This is a genomic window from Sporosarcina sp. ZBG7A, assembly GCF_000813425.1.
Taxonomy (GTDB): domain Bacteria; phylum Bacillota; class Bacilli; order Bacillales_A; family Planococcaceae; genus Sporosarcina.
Map to the genome: position 1 here is coordinate 76,298 of NZ_JWIB01000008.1, position 21,038 is coordinate 97,335.

At 42.3% G+C, this 21,038-nt stretch carries 24 protein-coding genes; all 24 read left to right on the plus strand.

Translation table 11 applies throughout. The features are described 5' to 3' along the window. Window positions 1-22 precede the first annotated feature (22 nt). Complete coding sequence (locus RL70_RS02760; protein WP_025785080.1) at window positions 23-355, plus strand: putative DNA-binding protein; 333 nt, start codon at window positions 23-25, stop codon at window positions 353-355. A 13-nt stretch (window positions 356-368) separates the two neighbouring features. Then, the gene (gene ffh, locus RL70_RS02765; RefSeq protein ID WP_039041902.1) at window positions 369-1,724 is read left to right on the plus strand and encodes a signal recognition particle protein; all 1,356 of its coding nucleotides are present in this window, start codon (window positions 369-371) and stop codon (window positions 1,722-1,724) included. A gap of 102 nt (window positions 1,725-1,826) precedes the next feature. After that, on the plus strand, window positions 1,827-2,099 hold the full coding sequence (rpsP, locus tag RL70_RS02770) for a 30S ribosomal protein S16 (protein ID WP_039041903.1): 273 nt from the start codon (window positions 1,827-1,829) through the stop codon (window positions 2,097-2,099). Between the two features lie 15 nt (window positions 2,100-2,114). Beyond that, a complete protein-coding gene (locus RL70_RS02775; RefSeq protein ID WP_025785073.1) occupies window positions 2,115-2,348 on the plus strand; it encodes a KH domain-containing protein in 234 nt (77 codons plus the stop codon). A gap of 92 nt (window positions 2,349-2,440) precedes the next feature. Next, window positions 2,441-2,956, plus strand: coding sequence for a ribosome maturation factor RimM (gene rimM / locus RL70_RS02780; protein ID WP_039041904.1), 516 nt, complete (start codon window positions 2,441-2,443; stop codon window positions 2,954-2,956). After that, the gene (gene trmD, locus RL70_RS02785; RefSeq protein WP_039041998.1) at window positions 2,956-3,690 is read left to right on the plus strand and encodes a tRNA (guanosine(37)-N1)-methyltransferase TrmD; all 735 of its coding nucleotides are present in this window, start codon (window positions 2,956-2,958) and stop codon (window positions 3,688-3,690) included. Before rimM ends, trmD begins: the two co-directional genes overlap by 1 nt. Before the next feature lie 124 nt (window positions 3,691-3,814). Then, on the plus strand, window positions 3,815-4,159 hold the full coding sequence (gene rplS, locus RL70_RS02790) for a 50S ribosomal protein L19 (protein ID WP_039041905.1): 345 nt from the start codon (window positions 3,815-3,817) through the stop codon (window positions 4,157-4,159). A 101-nt stretch (window positions 4,160-4,260) separates the two neighbouring features. Continuing rightward, window positions 4,261-4,818, plus strand: coding sequence for a signal peptidase I (gene lepB / locus RL70_RS02795; protein WP_039041906.1), 558 nt, complete (start codon window positions 4,261-4,263; stop codon window positions 4,816-4,818). A 17-nt stretch (window positions 4,819-4,835) separates the two neighbouring features. Next, window positions 4,836-5,690, plus strand: coding sequence for a ribosome biogenesis GTPase YlqF (ylqF, locus tag RL70_RS02800; protein ID WP_039041907.1), 855 nt, complete (start codon window positions 4,836-4,838; stop codon window positions 5,688-5,690). 103 nt (window positions 5,691-5,793) lie between these two features. Beyond that, window positions 5,794-6,576 carry a ribonuclease HII gene (locus tag RL70_RS02805; protein WP_039041999.1) on the plus strand — a complete coding sequence of 261 codons (783 nt, stop codon included), beginning with the start codon at window positions 5,794-5,796 and terminating at the stop codon, window positions 6,574-6,576. Continuing rightward, entirely contained in the window at window positions 6,573-8,564 is a 1,992-nt protein-coding gene (locus tag RL70_RS02810; RefSeq protein ID WP_039041908.1) for a hypothetical protein, read from the plus strand. Before RL70_RS02805 ends, RL70_RS02810 begins: the two co-directional genes overlap by 4 nt. Beyond that, the gene (locus RL70_RS02815; protein WP_025785064.1) at window positions 8,561-8,842 is read left to right on the plus strand and encodes an EscU/YscU/HrcU family type III secretion system export apparatus switch protein; all 282 of its coding nucleotides are present in this window, start codon (window positions 8,561-8,563) and stop codon (window positions 8,840-8,842) included. The genes RL70_RS02810 and RL70_RS02815 overlap by 4 nt, the downstream gene beginning before the upstream one ends. Before the next feature lie 128 nt (window positions 8,843-8,970). Beyond that, complete coding sequence (gene sucC / locus RL70_RS02820) at window positions 8,971-10,131, plus strand: ADP-forming succinate--CoA ligase subunit beta (protein WP_025785063.1); 1,161 nt, start codon at window positions 8,971-8,973, stop codon at window positions 10,129-10,131. 18 nt (window positions 10,132-10,149) lie between these two features. After that, window positions 10,150-11,052, plus strand: coding sequence for a succinate--CoA ligase subunit alpha (sucD, locus tag RL70_RS02825; RefSeq protein WP_025785062.1), 903 nt, complete (start codon window positions 10,150-10,152; stop codon window positions 11,050-11,052). A gap of 64 nt (window positions 11,053-11,116) precedes the next feature. Next, window positions 11,117-11,968 (plus strand): DNA-processing protein DprA, encoded by an 852-nt coding sequence (gene dprA, locus RL70_RS02830; protein WP_039041909.1) that lies wholly within the window; start codon window positions 11,117-11,119, stop codon window positions 11,966-11,968. Between the two features lie 120 nt (window positions 11,969-12,088). Beyond that, entirely contained in the window at window positions 12,089-14,167 is a 2,079-nt protein-coding gene (gene topA / locus RL70_RS02835) for a type I DNA topoisomerase (protein WP_025785060.1), read from the plus strand. Between the two features lie 24 nt (window positions 14,168-14,191). After that, window positions 14,192-15,502 (plus strand): FADH(2)-oxidizing methylenetetrahydrofolate--tRNA-(uracil(54)-C(5))-methyltransferase TrmFO, encoded by a 1,311-nt coding sequence (gene trmFO, locus RL70_RS02840; RefSeq protein WP_039041910.1) that lies wholly within the window; start codon window positions 14,192-14,194, stop codon window positions 15,500-15,502. A 283-nt stretch (window positions 15,503-15,785) separates the two neighbouring features. After that, window positions 15,786-16,685, plus strand: coding sequence for a tyrosine recombinase XerC (xerC, locus tag RL70_RS02845; RefSeq protein ID WP_039041911.1), 900 nt, complete (start codon window positions 15,786-15,788; stop codon window positions 16,683-16,685). Between the two features lie 12 nt (window positions 16,686-16,697). Next, window positions 16,698-17,243, plus strand: a complete 546-nt coding sequence (gene hslV, locus RL70_RS02850) for an ATP-dependent protease subunit HslV (protein ID WP_039041912.1) — start codon at window positions 16,698-16,700, stop codon at window positions 17,241-17,243. Beyond that, a complete protein-coding gene (gene hslU, locus RL70_RS02855; RefSeq protein ID WP_039041913.1) occupies window positions 17,240-18,640 on the plus strand; it encodes an ATP-dependent protease ATPase subunit HslU in 1,401 nt (466 codons plus the stop codon). Before hslV ends, hslU begins: the two co-directional genes overlap by 4 nt. An 81-nt stretch (window positions 18,641-18,721) precedes the next feature. Then, on the plus strand, window positions 18,722-19,498 hold the full coding sequence (codY, locus tag RL70_RS02860) for a GTP-sensing pleiotropic transcriptional regulator CodY (protein WP_039041914.1): 777 nt from the start codon (window positions 18,722-18,724) through the stop codon (window positions 19,496-19,498). A 356-nt stretch (window positions 19,499-19,854) separates the two neighbouring features. Continuing rightward, window positions 19,855-20,247, plus strand: a complete 393-nt coding sequence (gene flgB, locus RL70_RS02865) for a flagellar basal body rod protein FlgB (RefSeq protein WP_039041915.1) — start codon at window positions 19,855-19,857, stop codon at window positions 20,245-20,247. A 2-nt stretch (window positions 20,248-20,249) separates the two neighbouring features. Continuing rightward, a complete protein-coding gene (gene flgC / locus RL70_RS02870) occupies window positions 20,250-20,711 on the plus strand; it encodes a flagellar basal body rod protein FlgC (RefSeq protein WP_039041916.1) in 462 nt (153 codons plus the stop codon). A 22-nt stretch (window positions 20,712-20,733) separates the two neighbouring features. Continuing rightward, window positions 20,734-21,036, plus strand: coding sequence for a flagellar hook-basal body complex protein FliE (fliE, locus tag RL70_RS02875; protein ID WP_039041917.1), 303 nt, complete (start codon window positions 20,734-20,736; stop codon window positions 21,034-21,036). Window positions 21,037-21,038: the final 2 nt, after the last annotated feature.

Consider the following 21,038-nt stretch of genomic DNA (forward strand, 5'->3'; position numbering starts at 1 on the left):
AAGGTCTGAGGAGGAATTGTACATGCTAGAGAAAACGACACGTGTTAACTTCCTCTTTGATTTTTATCAATCATTATTGACGGATAAGCAGCGCATTTATATGGAACTGTATTACCTAGACGATTTGTCATTAGGCGAAATTGCGGAGGAATACGAAGTGTCCAGACAAGCTGTCTATGATAATGTCCGCAGAACAGAAGCGATGCTCGAAGACTATGAAGCAAAACTTTCGTTGTTCAATAAATTTCAAGAACGCTCAGAGTTAATCGAGCAGATCGAACAGCGACTTTCCACTGAAAAAGCGCTGACAGATGAAGTACAAATTTTATTACAACAAATTAAAGAACACGACTAAGGGGGCTCTATGCATGGCTTTTGAAGGATTAGCGCAGCGCCTGCAAGGGACGCTTCAGAAAATCACAGGCAAGGGTAAAATTAGTGAAGCTGATGTAAAAGAAATGATGAGAGAAGTCCGCTTTGCGTTAATCGAAGCGGATGTCAATTTGAAAGTCGTAAAAGAGTTTGTGAAGACAGTTAGTGAGCGTTCGGTCGGTCAAGACGTCATGAAGAGTCTGACACCTGGTCAACAAGTCGTGAAAATCGTAAAAGATGAACTCACAAAGTTGATGGGAGAAGAGCAAACGGCTATTCAGTTTGCCCGTAAGTCGCCAACTGTCATTATGATGGTTGGTTTACAAGGTGCCGGTAAAACAACGACATCTGGGAAACTTGCAAATTCGTTGCGAAAGCGGAACAACAAATCTCCATTACTCGTCGCAGCAGACGTTTATCGACCTGCAGCCATTCAGCAGCTGGAAACGATAGGGAAGCAATTGACGATTCCTGTTTTTTCTATGGGAACTGATATCTCACCTGTGGAAATTGTTCGTCAAGCACTCAAAAAAGCAGATGAGGATCACAATGACGTCGTGATCATTGATACGGCAGGACGATTGCATATTGATGAAACTCTTATGCAAGAGTTGAAAGATATTCGTGAACTTTCATCGCCTGATGAAGTCTTCCTCGTTGTAGACTCAATGACTGGTCAAGATGCGGTAAACGTGGCGAAAAACTTTGACGATGCGATTGGTATTACAGGTGTCGCTCTTACAAAACTTGATGGAGATACACGTGGTGGTGCGGCACTTTCAATTCGTGCAGTTACTCAAAAGCCCATCAAATATGTCGGTATGGGTGAAAAAATGGATGCGCTTGAGCCATTCCATCCTGAACGTATGGCCTCCCGGATTCTCGGCATGGGTGATGTGATGTCTCTCATTGAAAAAGCTCAGGAAAATGTCGATGAAGACAAAGCGAAAGAACTTGAACAAAAGCTTCGCACACAAACCTTCACTTTGGATGATTTCCTAGATCAGTTGCAACAAGTGAAGCAAATGGGTCCACTTGATGAGATTTTAAAAATGATGCCAGGATTCAACAAAATTAAAGGTCTTGACAATGCAAAAGTCGATGAGAGCCAAATGGGGAAAGTGGAAGCAGTCATCTACTCGATGACAACGCAAGAACGCACCACACCTGAGATGATTAACGCGAGCCGTAAAAAACGAATTGCGAAAGGATCAGGTACTTCAATCCAAGAAGTCAACCGATTACTGAAGCAGTTTGAAGAAATGAAAAAGATGGTCAAGCAGATGACCGGTGCACAACAACGTGGTAAAAAGAAGATGAAAATGCCGGGAATGGATGCTTTTTTTAAGTAATTTTATTCGAAAAACAAGGTGTTAAGAAAAAACACTTTACAAACAACAAAAAGCTTGATAATATACTATCTTGTGTGAAACTATTCGGAGGTGCAACTAAAAATGTCAGTAAAAATTCGTCTTAAACGTATGGGTGCAAAGAAATCACCTTTCTATCGTATCGTAGTAGCAGATTCACGAGCTCCTCGTGATGGCCGTCAAATCGAAACAGTTGGAACTTACAACCCGCTTACAAAGCCGGCTGAAGTGAAAATTGACGAAGCAAAAGTTTTGGATTGGATGCAGAAAGGCGCTAAGCCATCTGATACAGTTCGTAACTTGTTCTCAGAACAAGGTATCATGGAGAAATTCCATAACGCAAAACTTAGCAAGTAATCAGGAGGTGCGCTAATGGAGCAGCTGATTAAGACAATCGTAAAACCGTTAGTCGATTATCCCGAAGCGATTCACGTCGAACAGGATGAACAAACGAATCGGGTTGCCTACAAACTTTCTGTCCACCCTGAAGACATGGGGAAGATCATTGGAAAGCAAGGACGTGTCGCAGATGCGATACGGACAATTGTTACATCAGCTGCAGGCAGCCACCGAGGTAAACGAGTTTACCTGGATATCGTTGACTAACACTGCGTAAAGGGAGGAGCCTCGGTTCCTCTCTTTTTCTATATCAATGAATTTTTAACTTCATATAAACGAACAAAGGAAGTGAATGGATTATGCAATGGTTTAACGTCGGGCAACTCGTCAATACGCACGGAGTACAAGGTGAGGTACGAGTCACTCCTCGGACAGACTTCCCAGAAGAACGGTTTGCAGTCGGTAGTGAACTATCCCTGTTCATGCCAAACGAAACTACACCCATCAAGCTTAAAATCTCAGGAGCGCGCATTCACAAAAACTTCTACTTGCTCACTTTTGAAAACCACTTCAATCTTAGCCACGTAGAAAAATACAAAACCGGTATGCTGAAAATATCAGAGAAGCAACTTGGTGAACTTGAGGAAAACGAATTCTATTATCACGAAATCAAAGGTTGCGATGTCGTCACTCTCGAAGGGGACTTAATCGGCAAGGTTACAGACATATTAGAAACCGGCGCAAACGATGTGTGGACAGTTACACCAGCCCAAGGTAAACCACACTACATTCCTTATATTGAAGATATCGTCAAAGAGATTGATATCGAAAATAAGAAAATTACGATTGAGGTCATGGAAGGGCTTCTTTCATGATGAATATCAATATTCTCTCGTTATTTCCAGAAATGTTCGAAGGGGTCCTTCATACTTCGATTCTGAAGAAAGCTCAAGAGAACAAAGCTGTCTCATTTTCAGTTACTGATTTCAGAAACTACTCCGAGAATAAGCATCACAAAGTTGACGATTATCCGTATGGTGGAGGCGCCGGAATGGTATTGAAGCCAGAACCGCTCTTCAATGCGGTTGAAGCTGTCACAAAGGATGCTACAAAGCCGCCTCGAGTCATTCTGATGTGTCCCCAGGGAGAACGTTTCACCCAGGCTAAAGCTGAGGAGCTGGCGTCAGAGGAGAACCTTGTTTTCATCTGTGGCCATTATGAAGGATATGATGAGCGGATCCGAGAGCATCTTGTGACAGACGAACTTTCAATCGGAGATTTTGTGCTAACTGGCGGTGAAATTGCGTCGATGGCGATTATAGATAGTGTCGTACGTTTGCTGCCAGGAGTGCTAGGGAATAACGTGTCATCTGTGGAAGATTCTTTCTCAACAGGGTTGCTAGAGCATCCACACTATACACGCCCAGCGACCTATAAGGGCCATTCAGTGCCAGATGTATTACTATCAGGAAATCATGGTGAAATTGACAAGTGGCGTACGGAGCAATCACTTAAACGTACACTCGAACGTCGTCCAGATTTGTTAGATAAAATTTCGTTGACATCGGAGCAAGAAAAGATGTTGAAGCGACTGAAATCTAGCCGGTGACTGTTGCACACAACCTCGGTTTATGCTAATATGATATACGTGCTTCTATGTAAGCACATACTTAACTGATGTTCCGCTGCGGTCATTCATCGCAAGAGCCTCTAAGGATAGGAGAGAAAAAATCATGCAACAACTAATTGCAGATATTACAAAAGATCAGCTTAAAAGCGATCTACCGGCATTCCGTCCGGGAGACACAGTGCGTTTGCACGTAAAAATCGTTGAGGGAACGCGTGAGCGTATTCAGCTATTTGAAGGTGTCGTTATTAAGCGTCGTGGAGGCGGAATCAGTGAGTCATTCACAGTTCGCAAAATCTCTAACGGTGTTGGCGTGGAGCGTACATTCCCTGTACACACACCAAAAATCGTAAAATTAGAAGTTACTCGTCGTGGTAAAGTACGTCGTGCGAAGTTGTACTACCTTCGCAACCTACGCGGAAAAGCTGCACGTATCAAAGAACTTCGATAAGCATAGAAAGATCAGGAGACCGTTTATACGGCCTCCTTTCTTTTTGCCTCTAAGTGGAATTGAAGGTACAATGGGTTTAATAGACTACAGGGGGCAATGGCATGAACGAAAAGAAAAAGAAAAATGAAACCTTTGAATGGGTGAAAGCGCTACTTATTGCATTTGGAATTGCAGCGATCATTCGTGTTTTTCTCTTCACGCCGATTGTTGTAGATGGAGTCTCCATGATGCCGACACTGGAAGACGGCGACAAAATGATTGTGAACAAAATCAGTTATTCAATTGGCAAGCCGGATCGTTTCGATATCGTTGTATTCCATGCACCTGAACAAAAAGATTATATTAAACGCGTCATTGGGCTTCCCGGCGATACCGTAGAATATAAAGATGATGTTCTTTATATAAATGATCAAGCGTATCCGGAACCTTATCTGGATGCATATAAAAAAGAGATTACAGAAGGCACGCTAACTGAAGACTTTACGTTGGAAGAGAAGATTCAACAGCAAACCGTTCCTGAAGGGCATGTGTTTGTAATGGGGGATAATCGAAGAAAAAGTAATGACTCGCGACATATTGGTGTAATCGACATAGATGAAATTATAGGGACGACAAAATTTGTTTTCTGGCCGATGGATGATATTGGGCTAGTGGATTGAGAAAGTAGGGGGAGCAGATGACCATTCAATGGTTTCCCGGTCACATGGCGAAAGCCCGAAGAGAAGTAACAGAACAGTTGAAACTTGTAGATATTGTATTTGAACTTGTAGATGCACGACTTCCATTATCTTCTCGGAATCCGATGATCGATGAAGTCATTCATCAAAAACCAAGAATACTAATTCTAAACAAAATGGATTTGGCGGATGAACATGAAACTGCTAAATGGATTCGATATTTTGATGAGCAAGGCATTCGTGCAGTCGCAATTAACTCTTTTGAAGGCAAAGGGCTGCAGGCTGTAACGAAGGTAGCTAAAGAAGTTTTGGCGCCTAAAATTGAGCGGATGAAAAAGCGAGGGATCCGTCCAGGTGCAATTCGCGCGATGATTGTCGGAATTCCGAACGTTGGAAAGTCAACGCTAATTAATCGACTTGCTCATAAGAACATAGCTAAAACAGGAAATAAGCCAGGTGTCACAAAAGCTCAGCAATGGATTAAGTATGAAAAAGAATTAGAACTGCTTGATACGCCGGGAATTCTATGGCCGAAGTTTGAAGATCCTGAGATAGGTCAAAAGCTCGCGCTGACAGGTGCGATTAAAGACACGATTGTAAATATGGAAGATCTAGCGATGTACGGTTTAAGATTTTTGTCTAATCGTTATTCAGGACGATTAGAAGAACGGTATGGCTTCGCTACAGTAGAGGACAATACGGCCGAACTGTTTGAAGCAGTCGGTGCACGTCGAAAAGCCTATACGACTGGTGGAGAAATCGACTACGATAAAGTTGCAGAGCTAATCATACAAGATGTCAGAACAGGTAATTTTGGAAGGTTAACATTCGACTGGACAGAAGAACAGGAGTGACCTAGCCGGAGCCGGCAACCGGCTTCGGCTTTTGTATATCTAAAAATCAGTGGAGTGACCGATAAAAGAGGTAAGGAACTGAAGAAGGATGGAAGGTGAGCGTGTGAAAACAATACAATCGATTAAATTACTACTCAAAGAAACGAACGAGCTTGAGCCGTGGATGGCGGAGTTGTCAAAGGATGAACGTAAAGGAGTACAACAAGCGCTCATTAGCTGGAATAGAGCGTATGACAAACGCTGCGCTTCTAAGGCTAGCCACATAGAGAAACAGCAATTTGATGCTTCGTATGCACCGTTTGAAGGAGCTCGAGTAGCGGGGACGGACGAAGCTGGCAGGGGCCCTTTAGCAGGTCCAGTTGTGACAGCAGCTGTCATTCTGCCACTTGAAGCAGACGAGCTGATCGGATTGGATGACTCTAAACAGATCCCCAAGAAAGAACGCGAACGCCTTGCAGAAATTATCAAACGAATCGCGGTAGCTTGGTCTGTGCATGTGCAATCTGCTAAACGGATTGATGACATCAATATTTATGCAGCGACACGCGAATCGATGGAACAGGCAATTTCCACATTGTCTATTGAACCTGATCAAGTCCTTGCGGATGCGATGCCACTAACAGTAAACTGTCCATCTGTCTCTATTGTGAAAGGAGATGCTCAAAGTTTAGCGATAGCTGCCGCATCCATACTTGCGAAAACGACAAGAGATCAGTTGATGGATGAATTACACGAGGAATATCCAATGTATCGTTTTGATAAACATGCAGGTTATGGTACGCCAGAACACCTGGATGCGCTCAAAGATCATGGTCCGAGCATTCACCATCGGAAAACATTTGAACCGATCAAGACAATGATCGCAAGAAAGGCGGCTGACAGATGAACAATCCGTCAATATCCCCAAACCTCAAACCAGCCAATTTAGGAAATGTACAATCGTCACAGTCCGCTCAACTAAGAGAAGGGCAACTTTTCCATGGGACGATCAAACAACTATATCCAGGTGAAATGGCGGAAGTCCAAATCGGCAACCAAAAGCTTAATGCAAAATTAGAAGTCCCACTAAAGGCGGGAGACTCTTATTATTTTCAAGTGAAGGCAACTGAACCTGAATTACAGTTGAAATTGGTCTCTGGACCACATGCGCAAGGGGAGAGTCAAAGCGCGAAAATCGGCAGTTTGCTCGATACTTTACAACTTACTAAGACGCCAGAAATGCGTAAACTTGTGGACTTTTTCATGAAACAGCAAATTCCTATCACCCGGGAATCATTGATTGCAGGTGAAGCACTTCTGAAGCAAACGTCACCTGGACAACAGCAGGAAGCGCTTCAATCGATAGGGAAGTTGGTGTCCCTCAAGTTACCTATAACACCCCAACTGTTTCATGCGATGATGGGCATTAAAACGAAAGCGGGGCTTCAAGGTGTCCTTGATGCACTTCAGCAGGCAGTCAGCGCGGATAGCAAAATCCCCTCCACTCAAAAGACGGATATTCAAACGATTCTTCAGCAAATAAAACAGCCGTTATTGGAAGCTAATGGAGGCAAACTGTTGGCACAAACACTTTCGACTGCACTGGACAAAACAGCTCCTCCCGAACTTAGGTTCCAAGCGGTCCAACTTCTAAAGTCAGCAGGGATCTTACCTGCACAAACATCTCTTGCCAATCTTCCAACCATGTTAGCAAAGCTTGTCAATTCATCTCAAAACACCCAAGTTCAAATGCAGACTGTTGAAAAACAAGTGGCGCAACAAACCAATACTACTTCTAGTGCCACTGGACAATCGGAAAATGCTCCTAAAATGGACGCAAAGCAGTTGTTAACAGCGCTTCAACAAGCAACAGCTGGTGCAACTAAGCTCCCTGTAGGAGCATCCGCAGAACTCCAACGAATCACTCAACAAACGGATTTACCTACAGGTGTGAAAACCCAGTTAACGAATTTTTTATCAGCTCATTCTCAAACTAATGAATCTGCAAGCGCCTTACTTGCGAAGTTTAGTGAGACATTATTCAGTGTAGCCACAAAACAAATGCTACTTAGCCAAAATCCCGCTCAGTCTTCTGCGAATTCTAGTTCCACTTCATTACAAACGGGGATGCCGGCTCTGTTACAAGCAGTACTTGATGCTCAAGGGGGGCTAGACAAACTCCCTGCACTTGTTAAACAAGCTATGCAATCGAATGCCCCTGTCATTCAATCCTTCTTAGCTGCAGCAGAAGCGGCAACAAGTGAAGAACTTTCAGGCAGTACTATTAAACAAGCAATACAATCTGTATTAGTAAAGCTGGGTGTTCACTACGAAGCAGGTCTCGCATCAAAAGAACTTCACATTTCACAAATTCAGGATTCCCTAAAACCTCAGCTTGTTGCACTTTTACAAGAAGGTTTGGCAGGAACAGCTCTACGCGAAGCAGCAGAAACAGTCGTTTCAAGATTGAATGGGCAACCTCTACAATCCACAGAATCTGGTGTACAACAGCAGATAATCATGCAAGTACCACTTCACTTGCAGGGGAAGAGAATTGAAGCAACGATTGAGTGGAACGGGCGGATGAAAGAGGATGGTAAGATTGATCCGGATCATGCACGTGTCTTGTTTTACTTAGATTTAGAGGCGCTTCACAAAACAGTGGTCGATATGCAAGTACAAAACAAAGTAGTGACATTAACTATTTTCAATGAAGATCCTACATTGAAAATGCTAGGAGCGGTCCTTGAGGATAGACTAGCTGAAGGATTAGATGCGGAAGGATATCGTCTTTCCGCTGTCCGTTTTAAACAATTCCAAGAAGAAGTGAATACTCCGATTAAGTCTAGCATATCTGCAGATAGCGGAACGCAAGGAGTCGATTTCCGGATATGAGTGAAAAGCGATATAAGCGCCGTGAAGCAGTCGCGTTGACCTATTTGCCTGAGCTCAACGAAGCACCGAAAGTGACGGCCAAAGGAAAAGGTCAAATTGCGGAGAATATACTCGAGAAAGCTCGAGAACATGGTGTTCCTATACAAGAAGATCCAAGTCTAGTGGAATTACTCGGTCAGTTAGAAGTAAATGAGACGATTCCTGATCAGCTATATCAAGCGGTGTCGGAAGTTCTGGCCTATGTTTACAGATTAGATCGTTCAAAAAGCGGAAAATAAACAGTTTAAGACTGTAGTAGAACAGAAATTTCGCACTTTACGAGTACAAATATGGACATAGTATGACAAGTTTACTACAATAGAGTACGCAGTAAAGAATAGTTATCAGTTTGATTGGAGGATATAAGATGAATATCCATGAATATCAAGGGAAACAACTGCTTCGTGATTATGGAGTTGCAGCTTCAAAAGGGATTGCAGCATTTTCTCCAGAAGAGGCAGTAAAAGCAGCGAAAGAACTTGGCACTGAAGTATTTGTCGTAAAAGCGCAAATTCATGCAGGTGGTCGAGGTAAAGCGGGCGGCGTCAAAATTGCTAAAAATCTTGACGAAGTACGTGCTTACGCAAAAGAACTTCTTGGCAAAACGTTGGTGACTCACCAAACGGGTCCTGAAGGGAAAGAGGTCAAGCGTTTACTTATTGAAGAAGGCGCTGACATCAAAAAAGAATACTACATCAGTCTTGTTGTAGACCGTGCTACGGATCGTGTTACACTTATGGGATCTGAAGAAGGCGGAATGGATATTGAAGAAGTTGCAGAAGCGACTCCTGAAAAGATCTTCCATGAAGTCATCGACCCAGTCTCTGGATTGACTGGATTCCAAGCACGCCGTATGGCATTCAACATGAATATTCCTGCACATCTTGTGAACAAAGCAGCGAAATTCATGACAGGTCTTTACCAAGTATTCGTTGAAAAAGATGCTTCTATCGTAGAAATCAACCCACTCGTTGTCACAGGTGATGATCAAGTGCTTGCACTTGATGCTAAATTTAACTTTGACGACAACGCATTGTTCCGTCACAAGGACATCGTTGAGTTGCGCGACTTCGAAGAAGAAGACGCAAAAGAAATCGAAGCTTCCAAGTATGACTTGAGCTATATTTCTCTAGACGGGAACATTGGTTGTATGGTCAATGGTGCTGGACTTGCTATGGCTACAATGGATACGATCAATTACTACGGCGGATCACCCGCAAACTTCCTTGACGTTGGGGGCGGCGCGACTGCTGAAAAAGTAACTGAAGCGTTCAAAATCATCCTTTCAGATGAGCATGTTAAAGGAATTTTCGTTAACATCTTTGGCGGAATTATGAAATGTGATGTTATCGCTGAGGGTGTTATCACTGCAGCGAAAGAAGTCGGCCTTGAAGTACCACTAGTTGTTCGCCTTGAGGGAACAAACGTGGAAAGAGGTAAAGCATTGCTGAACGAATCAGGACTTAATATCATTGCAGCTGGCTCAATGGCAGACGGCGCGCAAAAGATTGTTGAAATCGTAGGCTAAGAAAGGCAGGGACAAACGATGAGTATTTATATCGATAAAAATACAAAAGTAGTCGTCCAAGGTATCACTGGCGGGACTGCAAAATTTCATACCCAGCAAATGCTTGAATACGGAACGAAAATCGTTGCAGGTGTAACACCAGGCAAAGGCGGCACAGAAGTTGATGGCGTTCCTGTATTCAATACAATGGAAGAAGCTGTCAAAGAAACCGGCGCAAATGTTTCCGTAATCTACGTACCAGCACCTTTCGCAGCAGATGCAATCATGGAAGCGGTAGACGCTGAACTTGATATGGCAATCTGTATTACAGAGCACATTCCTGTTCTTGATATGGTGAAAGTAGTACGTTACATGGACGGTAAAAAGACACGTCTTGTTGGACCGAATTGTCCTGGTGTCATTACACCTGAAGAATGTAAAATCGGTATCATGCCTGGATACATTCATACAAAAGGTCACGTAGGCGTAATTTCACGCTCTGGTACATTGACGTACGAAGCGGTTCACCAACTATCTGAAGCAGGTATCGGTCAAACGACGGCTGTTGGTATTGGTGGAGACCCTGTCAATGGAACAAACTTCATCGACGTGTTGAAAGAATTCAACGAAGACGAAGATACGTACGCAGTTGTTATGATTGGTGAAATCGGCGGAACTGCTGAAGAAGAAGCAGCTGAGTGGATCAAAGCCAACATGAAGAAACCGGTTGTAGGATTCATCGGTGGACAAACGGCACCTCCAGGAAAGCGTATGGGCCATGCTGGTGCCATCATTTCTGGCGGTAAAGGAACTGCTGACGAAAAGATCAAAGCACTCAATAACGCTGGCGTAGAGGTTGCAGAAACGCCATCTGTTATCGGAGAGACATTGATTAAAGTAATTAAAGAAAAAGGGCTATACGAAAAGTGTAAAACCCACTAATATAGAAGATGCAGCGTATTCAATGGATACGCTGCATCTTTTCTATACAAAGAGGAGAGATTTAATGAAGCTTTCTGCACAAGAACATCAGCTTTTGAAACTTCACTATGCGTTGCCTGTCCCTTATCCCCAACTTGCTAGATTGCTTGAAAATAACCTTGACCATAAATGCGTACCTAATTTATCACAAAAACAACGGACAAACCTGAACCTGAAACTTGCCCAACTAACCCCACTCCCTCTCTTAGATTTGCTACTCGAAAAAGGAATCATCCCCATTCCTTATACACATCCTGATTATCCCGAACGACTAAAACAGTTAATAGATCCACCTGCCGTACTTTATACGAAAGGTAATCAGAGTTTACTGAAAAAACCAAGTAAAGTTGGAATAATTGGTTCTCGCAAAGCTGGGAAATACTCGGTCTGTGCTATGGACATGATTGTCCCACCACTCGTCCAACATGGATCTGTAATTGTTTCAGGACTTGCGAAAGGTGCAGACACAATGGCTCATCAAGCTGCTATAAAATTTGGTGGTCAGACATTAGCGGTACTTGGACACGGGTTCCTTCATCTGTATCCGAAAGAAAATGCGGAGCTTGCAGCAACTATGGCAAAAGAGCACCTTTTAATAACTGAGTATCCGCCATACCATCCACCTGCTAAATGGACATTCCCAATGAGGAACCGGATTATAAGTGGACTGTCCAACTCCATTGTCATTACGGAATCCGCAGTGAAGAGCGGAACGATGAGTACAATTGAGCATGCTCTCGATCATGGAAAAGAAATATTTGCAGTCCCTGGACCGATAGACTCGCCATTGTCATTAGGGCCGAACAAATTATTAGATGAAGGAGCACGACCGATTTGGAGTGGCTTTCAAATCATAGAATCTCTTGTCGAATCTTGACGAGAGAAATGTCTTTTTACTAAAATAGTTGCTTTTCCATGAAAACTGTTATACATTTTGCAACAGATATTCTTTTAGATGAATAAATACAAAGAACCTCTTTAAGGGGGGCACATTAGAATGGCAGATTACCTAGTAATCGTGGAATCACCAGCAAAAGCAAAGACAATTGAACGCTATTTAGGAAAGAAATACAAAGTGCGCGCATCCCTTGGCCACTTAAGAGACTTGCCTCGCAGTCAAATGGGCGTCGATGTAGAAAACAACTATGAACCGAAGTATATTACGATTCGGGGAAAAGGCCCGATCCTACAAGATTTGAAAAAAGAAGCAAAAAAAGCGAAAAAAATCTTTCTCGCGGCTGACCCCGACAGAGAAGGGGAAGCAATTGCCTGGCATCTTGCGCATCAGCTTGGTGTGGATGATCATTCCGACTGTCGCGTCGTCTTTAACGAAATTACAAAAGATGCAATTAAAGAGTCGTTTAAAAATCCACGTCCAATCAATACGGATTTAGTAGATGCCCAACAAGCGCGTCGTATTCTTGATAGGCTCGTTGGCTATAATATCAGTCCGATTCTATGGAAGAAAGTCAAGAAAGGTTTGTCAGCAGGTCGTGTTCAATCTGTTGCCTTGAAGCTCATTATTGATCGCGAAGAAGAAATTAAATCCTTCGAACCTGAAGAGTATTGGTCAATCGGTGCTGGATTCAGTAAAAAAGAAGGTGATTTTGAGGCTTCTTTCTATGGAACAGCTGGTAAGAAAGTCAAACTGACAGACAAAAGTCAAGTAGACGAGATTCTCTCTAACTTGGATGGAGATGACTTTAAGGTACACCAAGTCGTGAAGAAAGAACGTAAACGTAATCCTGCTGTGCCATTTACAACGTCTTCACTACAGCAAGAGGCAGCACGTAAGTTGAACTTCCGTGCGAAGAAAACGATGATGATTGCCCAGCAATTGTACGAAGGGATTACAATCGGTAAAGAAGGAATCGTCGGACTCATTACGTATATGCGAACGGATTCGACGAGAACATCCGAGACGGCTCAAGCTGAAGCGAAATCTCATATTGAGACGATGTATGGTGAAGAGTTTACACGTAAAACAAAAGCGGCTAGCAAGTCTTCAGCTGCGAAGACACAAGACGCTCACGAAGCCGTCCGTCCAACATCTGTCCTACGTACACCTGAAGCGATGAAAGCGTTTTTATCAAAAGATCAGTTGAAATTATACAAACTCATTTGGTCGCGTTTTCTCGCAAGTCAAATGGCACCTGCCATTCTTGATACGGTGACTGTAGATTTACTTAATAATGATGTACAGTTCAGAGCAACAGGATCCCAAGTGAAGTTCCAAGGATTCATGAAAGTGTATATTGAGAGTCATGATGATAAGGAAGAAGAAAAGGATAATGTCCTTCCTCCGCTTACTGAAGGGGAAACGGTCAAGTGTGCTTCGATTGATCCGAAACAACATTTCACTCAACCGCCTCCACGTTATTCCGAGGCACGCCTTGTGAAAACTTTGGAAGAGCTAGGGATAGGACGACCATCGACGTATGCGCCAACATTGGATACTATTCAAAAAAGAGGCTATGTCACTTTAGATGCAAAACGATTTGTTCCAACTGAATTAGGTGGAATTGTCAATGCTGCGGTCAACCAATATTTCTCAGACATCACCAATGCGGAGTTTACGGCTAAAATGGAACAAAGTCTGGATCATATTGAAGTGGGAGAAATCCCCTGGGTAACGGTCATTGATGAGTTTTACAAAGACTTTGAAAAGCATTTGAAAGTCGCAGATGAAGAAATGGAAAAAATCGAAATTAAAGATGAGCCTGCCGGAGAAGATTGTGAAAAGTGTGGGTCTCCAATGGTCTATAAAATGGGTCGTTATGGTAAGTTCATGGCCTGCTCAAACTTCCCGGATTGTCGTAATACAAAAGCGATCATTAAACCGATAGGCGTGACTTGTCCGCTTTGCAAAGAAGGGGAAGTCGTCGAACGGAAGAGTAAGAAAAACCGGATTTTCTATGGTTGTGATCGATATCCTGAATGCGAATATATTTCTTGGGATAAACCAATTTCGAGACCATGTCCGAAATGTGAAAGTACACTTGTTGAAAAACGATTGAAAAAAGGATTGCAGATCCAATGTACGGAATGTGATTATAAAGAGAAACCACAAGAATAATTTAGCTAGAGAGAAGGGTTCAATGTGACACCAATTGTAAATGTCATCGGTGCAGGACTTGCGGGAAGTGAAGCGGCTTGGCAAATTGCAAGCAGAGGGGTACAGGTCCGTTTATATGAAATGCGACCTGTTCAACAAACTCCAGCGCATCATACAGACAAATTCGCAGAACTCGTTTGCAGTAACTCGTTACGTGCAAACTCACTGACGAATGCTGTAGGTGTTATCAAAGAAGAAATGCGACGTCTTGACTCGATCATTATTGCAGCAGCGGATGCTTGCTCCGTTCCTGCTGGTGGAGCACTTGCTGTCGATCGTCATGAGTTCTCTGCGCATGTAACGGAAAAAGTACGCAATCATCCACTAGTGGAAGTTGTAAATGAAGAAGTGACGGGGATTCCTGAAGGCATAACAGTGATTGCGACAGGTCCACTCACTTCTCCCGCTCTGGCTGGAAAAGTTCGTCAGCTTACTGGTGAAGAGTACCTATACTTTTATGATGCGGCAGCACCTATCGTCGAGAAAGATTCTATCGATATGGACAAAGTGTACTTGAAATCACGTTACGACAAAGGAGAAGCTGCTTATCTCAATTGTCCGATGAATGAAGAGGAATTTGCTGTATTTTACAATGCATTAGTCAATGCGGAAGTAGCGGAACTTAAAGAGTTTGAAAAAGAAGTGTACTTCGAGAGTTGTATGCCTGTTGAAGTTCTTGCAAGTCGAGGTGAGAAGACACTACTGTTTGGTCCGATGAAGCCAGTTGGATTGGAAGATCCGAAAACCGGTAAACGTCCAAAAGCCGTCGTACAGCTTCGCCAAGATGATGCAGCTGGAACTCTTTATAACATTGTCGGATTCCAGACGCACATGAAATGGGGCGCACAAAAAGAAGTATTGCGACTCATACCAGGTCTTGAAAATGTTGAAATTGTACGTTACGGTGTGATGCATCGGAACACGTTCATCAATTCACCGAGAGTGTTGCAACCAACCTATCAGCTAAAAGCCAATCCGAATTTATTCTTCGCGGGTCAAATGACAGGCGTTGAAGGGTATGTGGAGTCTGCGGGAGCAGGTTTAGTCGCAGGTATGAACGCAGCAAGACTTGCTTTAGGTGAAGAACTCTATGTTCTACCGCATCAGACAGCATTAGGTAGTATGGCAAGATATATTACTGAAGCAGATTCAAAGAACTTCCAGCCAATGAACGTGAACTTTGGATTATTCCCAGATTTAGGAGAACGTGTCCGTTCTAAACTAGAGCGAGCTGAAAGACATGCGAATCGGGCACTCGAAGCGCTGGATACGTTTAAGAGTGATAACCAACTATAAGAAATGTGTAAAGAAGGAAGGTATTACCTTTCTTCTTCTTTTTAATGTATGAATATGAGGTTTTTGTGAACTTTTAGTGGCAATGTAGAAACAGAATGTGTAGAGGTCAGACTTCCTAGGGGCTCATAGTTGAAGAAATACCAGTAAATCGTGTATAGTAAATCGTGGATGAATTTGAATTAAAGGAGTAATCAGCATTTTCAATTAGTTTGGGTAATCGAATACGCTAGTTGCCAAGCGTTTAAATGATGATTATTTATTCATTTTTCGGGAGGTGTGTTTTATGGATGAAAAGACGCTCCAAATGCGTAACGAGTATATCATGTACGTCCGTTTGGAAAAAAACTATTCAGTCCACACTGTATCCGAATATGAAAAAGATGTAGATGAATTTCTTGAGTTCTTAAAAACTGAAGGTATTCTTACGATAGAGAGCATTACATATCAAGAAGCACGGCTTTTTGCGTCGCGTCTGTATGAGCGCGAATTATCGAGAGCAACCATTTCGAGAAAGATTTCTTCAGTTCGTTCATTCTTTCGATTTGCCAATTCCCGATATGACATTAATGACACGGCATTCCGTTTACTACACCACCCTAAAAAGGAAGAACGGCTTCCTGCTTTTTTTTATGTGGAGGAACTTGAGAAGCTTTTTGTTGCGTGTCTTGGAGAAAAACCTAGAGACCTGCGAGATCGAGCTTTACTTGAACTTCTCTACGCTACAGGTATTCGCGTAAGTGAACTTACATCAATCTGTTTAAGTGATATCGACAACGATCTTGGTATTGTTCGCGTTATGGGTAAAGGCCGAAAAGAGCGCTACGTTCCATTCGGCAGCTTTGCGCAGTCGGCGATCGAGCGATACATAGAAAATAGCCGGTCTTTCCTTATGAAAAGTACTAAACACGATCGATTATTTGTTAATTTACGAGGCGGCCCTCTTACTGAACGGGGTGTCAGGCATGTGCTAGATGCCATTGTTGAGCGAGCATCCATCCAGTCAAAAGTTTATCCCCATATGTTGCGTCATACGTTTGCAACCCATTTACTATCTGCTGGAGCGGATATGAGAACTGTCCAAGAACTACTCGGACACAGTGATCTGTCTTCGACACAAATATATACCCATACAACGAAAGAGCATTTAAGAAGAACCTATATGAATACGCATCCGCGTGCTTAGGAGGAAATTTAAATGGAATTTCATGCAACTACGATTTTTGCCATTCGGCATAAGGGAGTTTGTGCAATGTCTGGTGATGGTCAAGTGACCATGGGAGAAAGTGTAGTTATGAAACATACCGCAAAAAAAGTCCGCAGATTATTTAACGGGAACGTACTCGCAGGATTTGCAGGGTCTGTTGCCGATGCATTTACACTGTTCGATCTATTTGAAGATAAATTGACAGAGTACAACGGTAATCTACAGCGGGCGTCTGTGGAACTTGCAAAAGAATGGCGAGGCGACCAGATACTTCGCAAACTAGAGGCAATGCTACTTGTGATGAACGACGAGAGTCTCCTCCTAGTATCAGGAACAGGTGAAGTGATCGAGCCTGATGATGGCATTCTTGCGATTGGATCAGGTGGAAACTATGCATTAGCAGCTGGACGTTCACTTGCAAAATATGCGGGGGAGTCCTTGACTGCTGAACAGATTGCTCGCGCAGCACTTGAAACGGCTTCTGAAATTTGTGTATTTACAAACGACAAGATTATCGTGGAGGTGCTGGGGGAATGACTTCACAACAACTAACGCCAAAAGAAATGATTGCATTTTTAAATCGTTACATTGTTGGGCAAGATAAGGCGAAGCGAGCAGTGGCGGTTGCAATACGAAATCGCTATAGACGTAACTTGTTGACTGACGAAGAAAAAAACGAAATCATCCCGAAAAACATTTTGATGATTGGACCAACCGGAGTAGGGAAAACGGAAATCGCACGTCGCATTGCAAAACTCGTGGATGCGCCTTTTGTAAAAGTCGAAGCAACGAAGTTTACAGAGGTTGGTTACGTTGGACGAGACGTTGAATCTATGGTGCGTGACCTCGTTGAAACGGGTGTCCGGATTATCAAGGAAAAACAGCGCGCTCAAGTGAAAGGTCAAGCAGCGGTTCAAGCGGAAGAACGCTTAGTGGAATTGCTCGTTCCTTCAAAGAAAAAGAAGGGATCTATGCAAAATCCGTTTGAAATGCTGTTTGGTGGGCAAAAGAATGAGAGTGACGCTGAAGAGCATGAAGAAGTTACAGAGATGACACGTAAGCGTAGTGAAATTGCTGACTTGCTGAAACAAGGAAAGCTTGAAGAAGAGCAAGTGACTGTTGAAGTCGCTTCCCAACAGCCTTCCATGTTTGATGCGCTTCAAGGTTCTGGAATGGAACAGATGGGGTCGAATATGCAAGATGCTCTTTCTTCGCTTATGCCGAAAAAAACGACAACAAGAAAACTTTCTGTAAAAGATGCAAGAAGAGTATTAGAAGCCGAAGAAGCGGACAAACTAATTGATCATGACGAAATTGCACGCCAGGCAGTCCAGTTAACGGAGCAATCTGGAATTATCTTCATTGATGAAATGGATAAAATCGCAAGCAAGAGTGGCGGCTCTTCTAGTGCTGACGTCTCCCGTGAAGGGGTTCAACGTGATATTTTACCAATTGTAGAAGGCTCAACTGTGAATACGAAGTATGGTGCGGTGAAAACCGATTATATTTTATTCATAGCTGCGGGTGCTTTCCATATGGCAAAGCCGTCTGATATTATACCGGAATTACAAGGGCGATTCCCGATTCGTGTTGAATTAGACAAATTAACCAAAGAGGATTTTGTCAGGATTTTGAAAGAGCCAGATTTCTCCCTTCTTCGACAATACGAGAAACTTCTGGCAACAGAGGACGTCCTGTTAGAGTTCGCAGATGATGCTATCAATCGAATCGCTGAAATTGCATTCGATGTGAATGATAACACTGAAAACATCGGTGCAAGACGACTTCATACAATTGTCGAACGTCTACTTGAGGAACTTTCGTTTGAAGCATCAGATATTGGTCCAACAAGCATTAAAATTACACCTGCTTATGTCGATGAAAAGTTGCAAGGTATCGTCAAGGACAAAGATTTGTCACATTTCATCTTGTGACAAAGTCAAAATAGTTTAATTAACAATTAAAAACCTTTAGAATATTCTTATCAGTTCCGAAATAATGAGGAGGAAAATATAATGACACTGTTAGTAAAAACGAGAAAGATTAATGCTATGCTTCAAGAAACTGCAGGTAAGCAAGTGAACTTCAAACAAATGGCTGAGCAACTTAGTGAAGTAATTGACTGTAACGCATTCATCGTGAGTCGAAAAGGAAAGCTACTTGGGCTTGAAATCCATCACCAGATTGAAAACGAGCGCATGAAACAAATGTTTGAGGATCGTAAATTCCCTGAAGACTACACAAAACAGCTTTTTGAAATTCGCGAAACATCACCAAACATTGGAATTGATAGCGAATATACAGTATTCCCTGTTGAAAACCAGGAACTCTTTAAAGCTGGATTAACAACAATTGTTCCAATCATCGGTGGCGGCGAACGTCTTGGAACACTTATTCTTGCTCGTTTGAGCGATGAATTTAAAGAAGACGACCTTATCCTTGCTGAATACGGTGCAACTGTTGTCGGAATGGAAATTCTTCGAGAGAAATCTGAAGAAATCGAAACAGAAGCTCGCAGTAAAGCGGTCGTTCAAATGGCTATCAACTCACTATCATACAGTGAACATGAAGCAATTGAGCATATCTTCAATGAGTTAGATGGAAATGAAGGACTTCTGGTTGCTTCTAAAATTGCTGACCGCGTTGGAATTACACGCTCAGTTATCGTAAACGCACTTCGTAAGCTTGAAAGTGCTGGAGTAATTGAATCACGTTCACTAGGAATGAAAGGCACATATATCAAAGTGTTGAACAGCAAATTCCTAGAAGAGCTTGAAAAGCAAAAATCATAACCTGTCAACTTAAAAAGAAATTTAAAACGAGTAAAAGCGATTGCCGCTTTTCACTCGTTTTTTTTTATGTAAATAATACTTCTCTACTGGATATATTAGACAAACATTAAAAATCTTTTAAAAATAATCTAAAATATTTAGATTTATCAAATGAAGAAAAAGGGGACATTGGAACTAATAATAGGGGAATTACTGTGAACAAATGCGATATTGTAAGTAAAATTTCTGGTAATTATATATAATTTGTATAGACAAAATGGTTCACTATCCGATACAATGAGAATAAATTGTTGGATTTTAATAGATTATGTCGAATTTAATAGATTTCTTAATAATAAACGAAGGAGGAATACAGTATGGACCTTTTTGGAGGAACGATTTCCGCTTTAGAAAAAGGACTCAATTTCTCATCTGACAAATCTAAAGCAATTTCTCAGAACGTGGCGAATGTTGACACGCCAAATTATAAAGTGAAAACGGTGGACTTTAAAAATTACTTAAACGATGCAAAGACGGCTCAGTTAGAAGCGTATCGAACGGATCAGAGACACCTGCAGTTTGCTCCAACTGCAACTGGTGGAACAAAGCATACCTATGCAAATTATAGTTATAACCAAAATGGTAATGGTGTGGATATGGATAAAGAACAGGCGGATCTAGCTGCCAACCAGATCTATTACAATGCTCTTGCCGATAGAATTAGCAGCAAGTTCAATTCACTTAATAATGTTATCAAGGGAGGACGATAATCATGTCAATCTTCCATAGCTTGAATTCTTCAGCTTCTGCTTTAACGGCACAACGGCTTCGTATGGACGTTATTTCTTCTAATATGGCGAATGTAGAAACAACTCGAGGGAAACTAGTTGACGGTGAGTGGCAACCCTATCAAAGGAAATCTGTATCATTTCAACCGAAACAAGAACAGTTTTCAAACTTCTTAAATGCTGCGATGGGCACTCGTGACAGAGGTGGAATCGGCAATGGGGTCACTGTATCGAAAATTCAAGAAGATACAGAAACTCCTTTTAACCAAGTCTTTGATCCTACACATCCAGACGCAAATGCAGAAGGGTACGTAGAAATGCCTAACGTCGATCCATTACGAGAAACAATCGATATGATGTCTGCGACTCGTTCGTATGAGGCAAACATTACGGTTCTTAATTCGAACAAAGCGATGTTAATGAAAGCACTTGAAATCGGAAAATAAGAGAATGAAAGGATGAGAGCTTATGGCAATTTCTTCAATCATGGCACTGGCACCAGGCCTTTCGCCTGATGCAACGAAAACCTCGCCTACCACATTTGAATCACAACAAAACTTCAGTAGTTTTTTAAAAAATGCTATCCAAGATGTGAATTCTGCTCAAGTTCAGTCTGATGTCATGACTGAAAAGCTGGTTCGTGGTGAGGATGTCGATCTGCATAATGTGATGATTACTGCACAAAAAGCTTCTGTAGCATTGAATGCCACTATGGAAATTCGTAATAAAGTAATTGAAGCATATCAAGAAGTTATGCGCATGCCAGTGTAAGA